Here is a 7,320-nt window from a genome sequence, read left to right as displayed (position 1 = left end):
GCCGAACTCAGAAGTGAAACGCGGTAGCGCCGATGGTAGTGTGGCATTCGCCATGCGAGAGTAGGACACTGCCAGGCACCCAATACAAGAAACCCCGCTCGATGAGCGGGGTTTTTTATTGGCTGAAAATCAGCAAATCGCCTGATAATTGACAGTCTATTCCCTCTTCTCTACCGTTTTCCCTCCCCGATTTTCTCCGGTTATGCCATCGCCGCTGGCGGTGGTTGTCGTTATAATGGCCGCCCTCAAGCAAGGTGATGGTATGAAAGCAGAATATCTACAGCGATTCGGGGGCATTGCCCGTCTTTATGGTCAAAACGCCCTGCGTTCCTTTAGCCAGGCCAAGGTCTGTGTGGTGGGGATTGGCGGCGTGGGCTCCTGGGCGGCCGAGGCGCTGGCCCGCGCCGGTATCAACCAGATCACCCTGATCGACATGGACGATATCTGCATCACCAACACCAATCGCCAGATCCACGCCATGCAGGGGACGGTTGGTCGCCTCAAAACCGAGGTGATGGCCGAGCGTATTCGTGCCATCAACCCGGATTGCGAAGTGATCGTGGTAGATGATTTCGTCACTGCCGATAATCTGGCCGAGCATATCAAGCGGGAGTTTGACTATGTGGTGGACGCCATCGACTCGGTCAAGGCCAAGGTGGCGCTGATTGCCTTCTGCAAGCGCAACAAGATTCCGGTGATTGTTGCGGGTGGTGCTGGCGGGCAGATGGATCCGACCCAAATCACCGTGGCCGATCTGGCCAAGACCATTCAGGATCCGTTGGCTGCCAAGGTGCGATCCGACCTGCGCCGGTTGCATAACTTCAGCAAGAATCCGGCGCGCAAGTTCGGGGTGGAGTGTGTCTTCTCAACCGAGCAGCTGAGTTATCCGGATGGTAATGGTGGCACCTGTCAGGCCAAGGCGGCCAGCGATGGCACCATGAAGATGGATTGCGCCTCCGGCTTTGGCGCCGTGACGCCGGTGACGGCAACCTTTGGGCTGGTTGCCGCATCCCGGGTATTGAAGAAGATTGCCGAGCGAGGGGCCCGCGCCGAGAAAGAGGCCGGGAATGAAGAAGCAGGGTCGATTGGCGAAGCCTAATCGAACTCTGCACAAAGCGGGTTAGACAGCCTGCTCCCGGATCGCCAGCACGATCGCTCTGAGCCCGTTACCTCGTGACGGGCTCAAGTGTTTCTCAAGTCCCAGTTCGCTGAAATACCCTTCCATATCAAATGCCTGGATCGCCGCAGACGATTGGTGGTTGAGTGCCGCCAGCACGATGACGATGAGGCCGCGCACGATGCGAGCATCGGAATCACAGGCAAAGTGCCAGCAGCCATCCTCGCTTTGTTCTCCCTTCAGCCAGGCCTGGCTTTCACACCCCTTGAGGCGGAATGCCTCCTGCTGCCATTCGCCGGGTAGCGTCGGCAGCTGTTTACCGAGCTGGATGATGAGCCGGTACTGGTTCTCCCAGCCGTGGGCGGCGGCAAACTGCTGGCGGATGGTGTTGGCGTTGGGCTCAAGGCCAATCCGGGTATAGCTTGCGAGGTCACTCATTCGGTTGTCTGCCTTAGAAGAAGTCACTGAGTTTGTGCAGGGCGGCCAGCAGGGCGTCGACATCGTCCCGATTGTTGTAGCAGGCCAGCGAGGCGCGCATGGTGCCACCGATCCCGAGGGATTCCATCAGCGGCATAGCGCAGTGGTGGCCGACTCGCAGGGCGATCCCCTGCATGTCGAGCAGGGTAGCGGCATCTTGCGGGTGGATATCCTCCAGCAGGAACGAGACCGCACCGGCGCGCTGGTCGGGTTCGCCGATCAGGCGCAGCCCCGGCACCTGTTGCAGGCCTGCGACCAGATAGTCGGTCAGCGCCTGCTCATGGCTGGCGAGCCAATGCCGATCTGGCCCCATTACAAAGTCGATGGCGGCGGCGAGGCCGATAGCACCAGCGATATGGGGGGTGCCCGCCTCGAACTTGAAGGGCAGGGTATTGAAGGTGGTGCCGCTGAAACTGACCCGATCGATCATCTCGCCACCGGCTTGCCAGGGCGGCATCCGTTCCAATAGTTCGGTGCGGCCCCACAACACGCCGATGCCGGTCGGGCCATAGAGCTTGTGACCGGAGAGGGCGTAGAAGTCGCAACCGATGGCCTGCACATCCACCTCGAGATGCGCCACCGCCTGGGCACCGTCGATCAGCGTCAGGGCGCCAACCGCTTTGGCGGCCTCTACCATCCGGGCGACCGGATTGACGGTACCGAGGGCATTGGAGACGTGGGCCACGCTCACCAGTCGGATGCGTGGCCCCAGCATGGCGTGATAGGCGGCCAGATCGAGATCGCCCCGCTCATCGAGCGGGATAACCCGGATCACCGCGCCGGTACGCTGGGCGACCAGCTGCCAAGGAACGATATTGGCGTGGTGCTCCAGGGTGCTGAGGATGATTTCGTCCCCCGCCTTGAGCTCGCTCATTCCCAAGCTCTGGGCCACCAGATTGATCGCTTCTGTGGTGCCGCGGGTCCAGATAACCTCTTGGCTGCGGGGCGCATTGATAAAGCGGGCGACCGTCTCGCGGGCAGCTTCGAAGGCGCGGGTCGCGCGGCCACTCAGGGCGTGGGCGGCGCGGTGCACGTTGGCGTTGTCGGCCCGATAGTAGTGAGCGATGGCATCCAGCACCGCTTTCGGCTTCTGGGTGGTGGCGGCGTTGTCCAGATAGACCAGAGGGTGGCCGTTTACCTCCTGCGCCAAGGCCGGAAACTGGCTGCGCAGTCGGTCGTGCTGTTGCTGATTCATGCTCCCCTCATCATCTGGAAAAAGTCATCATCTCGAAAGGTCGGCCATGATCCTGAAAATAGCGCCCGAACACAAGGCGCGATGAGCCGGAATGGCGGTTGCCTGCGGTGCAGCAGGTACGGCTCGTCGGGTGATTTCTGGTACAATGCCGCCCCTCATCATAAGCCAAGAGATCCGGCCCATGAAGCTCAACCCCAATCAGAACGAAGCGGTCAAGTATGTCTCCGGCCCTTGCCTGGTGCTGGCGGGTGCCGGATCGGGCAAGACCCGTGTCATCACCAACAAGATTGCCTATCTGGTGCAGCAGTGCGGCTACAACGCGCGCAATATCGCCGCCGTCACCTTTACCAACAAGGCGGCGCGGGAGATGAAGGAGCGGGTCGGCCAGACCCTGGGGCGCAAGGAGGCGCGGGGGCTGATGGTCTCCACCTTCCATACCCTCGGCCTCGACATCATTCGTCGTGAGCACAAGAGCCTGAATCTCAAGGCGAACTTCTCCCTGTTCGATGACACCGATCAGCTGGCGCTGCTCAAGGAGCTCACCGAAGACGAGCTCGACAACGACAAGGACAAGTTGTCGGCCCTTATCAGCCAGATCTCCAACTGGAAGAACGATCTCATCCTGCCTGCCCGCGCCATGCGCATCGCCCGCGGGCCAGAAGAGGTGCTGATGGCCCAGCTCTACGAGCGTTATCATCGCCAGATGGTGGCCTATAACGCACTGGATTTTGACGACCTCATCGTGATGCCCACCTTGCTGCTCAAGAGCAATCAGGAGGTGCGCGAGCGCTGGCAGAACAAGATCCGTTACCTGCTGGTCGATGAGTATCAGGACACCAACACCAGCCAGTACGAGCTGGTGAAGCAGATTGTCGGCGAACGGGCCCGTTTTACCGTGGTGGGGGATGATGACCAGTCCATCTACTCTTGGCGCGGTGCCAAGCCGCAGAATCTGGTGCTGCTGAACGAAGATTTCCCCAGCCTCAAGCTGATCAAGCTGGAGCAGAACTACCGCTCCAAGCGGCGTATCCTCAAGTGCGCCAACATCCTGATCGCCAACAACCCGCACGTCTATGACAAGGCGCTCTTCTCCGAGCTGGATGAGGGTGTGAAACTCAAGGTGCTGTTTGCCAAGAACGAGGAGCACGAAGCGGAGCGGATCGCCGCCGAGATGATGGGCCACAAGTTTATGAACCGCACCCGGTTCAAGGATTACGCCATCCTCTATCGGGGCAACCATCAGTCGCGCATCTTCGAGAAGGCGCTGATGACCAACCGCATTCCCTATCGTATCTCCGGCGGCACCTCGTTTTTCTCCCGCACCGAGATCAAGGACATCATGGCCTACCTCAAGCTGCTGGTGAATCCGGACGAGGACACTGCCTTCCTGCGGGTGGTCAACTTGCCGCGCCGCGAGATTGGCCCCACCACCCTCGAAAAACTTGGCCAATACGCCAACCAGCGCGGCAAAAGCCTGTTTGCCGCCAGCTTCGAGCTGGGGCTGGAGCAGCACCTCTCTGGGCGTGGCCTTGTGGCCTTGCAGGCATTCACCAACTGGCTGGTTCGCCTTGGCGATCAGGCGTTGCGTGGCAATCCGGTGGAGGCGGTGCGGGACATGATCAAGGAGATCCACTACGAAGAGTGGCTCTACGAGTCCTCTCCCAGCCCGAAAGCGGCCGAGATGCGGATGCAGAACGTCTCTACCCTCTATCGCTGGATTACCGAGATGCTGGAGGGGGATGAGCTGGAGGAGTCGATGACGCTGGCTCAGGTGGTCACTCGCCTCACTCTGCGCGACATGATGGAGCGCAATGAGGGAGAGGATGATGCGGATCAGGTGCAGTTGATGACCCTGCATGCCTCCAAGGGGCTGGAGTTTCCCTATGTCTACATGGTGGGCATGGAGGAGGGCTTGCTGCCCCACCAGACCAGCATTGACGAGGACAACGTGGAGGAGGAGCGGCGTCTCGCCTACGTGGGCATCACCCGGGCCCAGACCGAGCTGACCTTCACCCTCTGCAAGGAGCGGCGCCAGTTTGGTGAGTCGATACGGCCTGAGCCGAGCCGCTTCCTGCTGGAGCTGCCGCAGGATGATCTGGAGTGGGAAAACCAGAGGAAGGTGACCGCCGAAGAGCGCCAGCAGAAGGGGCAGGTCGGCGTTGCCAACCTGCGGGCGCTGTTCAAGAAGGATTAATGCTACGGATTGGCCGGGGTAAGCAGCGGCACGATATCAGCTCCCGGCATCGGCGGAGAGATATAGCGCCCTTGCCCCATCTGGCAGCCGATATCGATGAGCTTCTGCAACTGCAGCTGGTTCTCGATCCCCTCCACTATCAGGGTGTAATCGAGATCCTGACAGATATCCCGCATGGCGCGGATTAGCGCCAAATCTTTGGGTGATTGCAGCATCCGCTGGGTAAAGCTGTCATCCACCTTGATGTAATCCACCGGGAAGTGGAACAGGGCGTTGAGGGAGGAGAAGCCGGTACCGAAATCATCGAGGCTGATCTGGATACCCTTGGATCTCAGGTCATGCAGTGATGCCAGCGCATCGGAATCTTGCCGCGACAGCTCCCGCTCGTTGAATTCAAAGATCAGATAGCCGGGGGAAACGCCCTCTTCCTCGATGATCCCCATCAGCCGCATGATGTGGTCATGGTTGACCAGATGCTTGCCCGACAGATTGATGGCGACCTTGAACTTGCTCTGCCCCGAGATCGGCAGCCAGTTCTTCAGCTGTTGGCAGGTGTGGCGCAGGATCTGGTAATCCAGCTCCAGAATCAGGCCGCACTGCTCTGCCAGCGGAATAAAGTCGAACGCATCCTTGAGAATGCCTTCCTCGGTCAGCCAGCGCGCCATCACCTCCAGTCCGGTCAGGCGACTATCCTGTAGCCGGATCACCGGCTGGAAATAGGGGACGATACGCCCTTCCCGCAAGGCTCTGGCCAGCATCTCTTCCGGCGAGTTCCAGTTCTGGTTGATGCAATCTTCCGAGTAGCTGACGATACGACTGCGGCCATTGCGTTTGGCCTGATACATGGCCAGATCGGCCTGATGGAGCAGCTGGCTGATATCGGTGGTTTGCTCCGAGACGCTCGATACCCCCAGGCTGACGGTAATGCTCAGCTCGTTACCGAGCAACCGGAACGGGTAGGAGAGGCGGCTGATAATGCGGTTCAGTACAGGGCTGATGTCATCATCACTCTTGCTGCTGTCCAGATAGATGACAAACTCGTCGCCGCCCAGCCTGGCCACCAGATCATTTTGCCGGATGCAGGTCTGCAGGCGGCGGCTCACCTCTTTGAGCAGTTGATCCCCCGCGCTGTGGCCCAGGGTGTCGTTGATCTGCTTGAAGTGATCCACATCGATGAAGATCACCGCAAATCCCGGCGATTTGTAGCGGTTGTAGTGAGTCATGGCGTGGTTGAGGTGGTTCATCAACAGGGCGCGGTTGGGCAGCTGGGTCAGCGGGTCGTGGAGCGCATCGAATTGCAACCGCCGTTCCAGCTCCTGATGCTGCTTGAGCTGCTTTTGCAGTCTGAGGTTGGTCTGACGCAGCTGTTGCAGCCGCTGGTTGATAGAGTCCTCGGTATTGATGTCGTTGAGCTGCTGGCGGATCCGTCTCAACTCCAGCAGCAGGGTCAACTGGCCGCGCAAGAAATCGAGGAACAGTTTGTCGTCAGTTTCCAGCGGCTGGGTCGTGCTGATGATGAAGTGGGCGAAGTACTGTTGCTGCAGCCGTAGCGGCATGCTGTGCCAGTAGCGAGACTCCCTGTTCACCTCGATATTGCTGGTGCTGTGGCACAACCCGCTGATGAACTCGTCCCCCTGATGAGGATTGGCGGGGTAGATCTTTTCCAGCTTCTGGCTGGTTAGTCTGACCAGCAGCATGTCCTCGATGGCGAGCATTTGGCGCAGTACCGCCTCCAGCTGGGAAAACAGCGCCTGACCCGGCAGGGTATTGGCCAGCCGCATGATGCGGCTGATGCTCTCGATTTTCTTTTTCCAGTTCGGGTCTTTGCGGATCAGGGGCGAAGGCAGCTCGGTGAGATGGGAGCCCGCCTGGGTTTCGGTCAGCCGCTTGGCCAGGCACTCCAGCAGCAGGCGCAGGGTCGGCAGATCGGTGGGTGTGCCACGAGCCAGCAGCCACTGTACCTGACCATGCTCGATGGGAAAGACACACCACCCTTCGGCCTCATCCAGCTGGGTGAGCTGATCGGTGATGCGGGACTGCTCCCGCCCCAGTTGCTGCTTGAAGATGTCGCTTATCTTGTAGGCGTAAAGCCAGTTCAGGCCGGTATCGGCGAGGCCCAGCATGCCGAAGTGTTGCAGCGGGCAGAGTTGGTCAATCTGCCGGATCAGGGCGTCGTAATCGTCAGACGTGGCCGATTGTGGCGCCGGAAAGTCCATAATGGCAGAGACCAACGCCAACAGAGGAGTTGAGTAGTGGGGTTCGATAGCTTGGGGCGACATGAGCAACTCCCGATATGTCTACCTTACAAGAGTAGTCGGAAGCCGAGAGATTGAAAGG

At 59.7% G+C, this 7,320-nt stretch carries 5 protein-coding genes; 2 read left to right on the top strand and 3 right to left on the bottom strand.

The features are described 5' to 3' along the window. Window positions 1–262: 262 nt before the first annotated feature. On the top strand, window positions 263–1,099 hold the full coding sequence (gene tcdA, locus OKC27_RS14165; protein ID WP_182938528.1) for a tRNA cyclic N6-threonylcarbamoyladenosine(37) synthase TcdA: 837 nt from the start codon (window positions 263–265) through the stop codon (window positions 1,097–1,099). A 21-nt stretch (window positions 1,100–1,120) separates the two neighbouring features. Here the strand turns inward: tcdA and OKC27_RS14160 are convergent, their stop codons facing one another. Together OKC27_RS14160 and OKC27_RS14155 are read right to left on the bottom strand one after the other, a co-directional pair. Then, window positions 1,121–1,555, bottom strand: a complete 435-nt coding sequence (locus OKC27_RS14160) for a SufE family protein (RefSeq protein ID WP_182938527.1) — start codon at window positions 1,553–1,555, stop codon at window positions 1,121–1,123. 13 nt (window positions 1,556–1,568) lie between these two features. Beyond that, window positions 1,569–2,789 carry an aminotransferase class V-fold PLP-dependent enzyme gene (locus tag OKC27_RS14155; RefSeq protein WP_182938526.1) on the bottom strand — a complete coding sequence of 407 codons (1,221 nt, stop codon included), beginning with the start codon at window positions 2,787–2,789 and terminating at the stop codon, window positions 1,569–1,571. 181 nt (window positions 2,790–2,970) lie between these two features. On the opposite strand from OKC27_RS14155, the gene rep reads away from it, so the two are divergent. Then, window positions 2,971–4,983: a DNA helicase Rep gene (gene rep / locus OKC27_RS14150; protein WP_182938525.1), complete on the top strand. Its 2,013-nt coding sequence runs from the start codon at window positions 2,971–2,973 to the stop codon at window positions 4,981–4,983. Between the two features lie 2 nt (window positions 4,984–4,985). Here the strand turns inward: rep and OKC27_RS14145 are convergent, their stop codons facing one another. Next, entirely contained in the window at window positions 4,986–7,262 is a 2,277-nt protein-coding gene (locus OKC27_RS14145; protein WP_182938524.1) for a putative bifunctional diguanylate cyclase/phosphodiesterase, read from the bottom strand. Window positions 7,263–7,320 lie beyond the last annotated feature (58 nt).

Source organism: Aeromonas sp. QDB62 (genome assembly GCF_027705695.1).
Taxonomy (GTDB): Bacteria; Pseudomonadota; Gammaproteobacteria; order Enterobacterales; family Aeromonadaceae; genus Aeromonas; species Aeromonas allosaccharophila.
The sequence above is the reverse complement of the archived record's forward strand: the minus strand, read 5'-3'. Positions and strand labels throughout refer to the sequence as shown.

Bases quoted from the DNA above. Each gene is read 5' to 3' on its own strand.
- tcdA (WP_182938528.1), top strand. From the start codon at position 263: ATGAAAGCAGAATATCTACAGCGATTCGGGGGCATTGCCCGTCTTTAT.
- OKC27_RS14160 (WP_182938527.1), bottom strand. From the start codon at position 1,555: ATGAGTGACCTCGCAAGCTATACCCGGATTGGCCTTGAGCCCAACGCC.
- OKC27_RS14155 (WP_182938526.1), bottom strand. From the start codon at position 2,789: ATGAATCAGCAACAGCACGACCGACTGCGCAGCCAGTTTCCGGCCTTG.
- rep (WP_182938525.1), top strand. From the start codon at position 2,971: ATGAAGCTCAACCCCAATCAGAACGAAGCGGTCAAGTATGTCTCCGGC.
- OKC27_RS14145 (WP_182938524.1), bottom strand. From the start codon at position 7,262: ATGTCGCCCCAAGCTATCGAACCCCACTACTCAACTCCTCTGTTGGCG.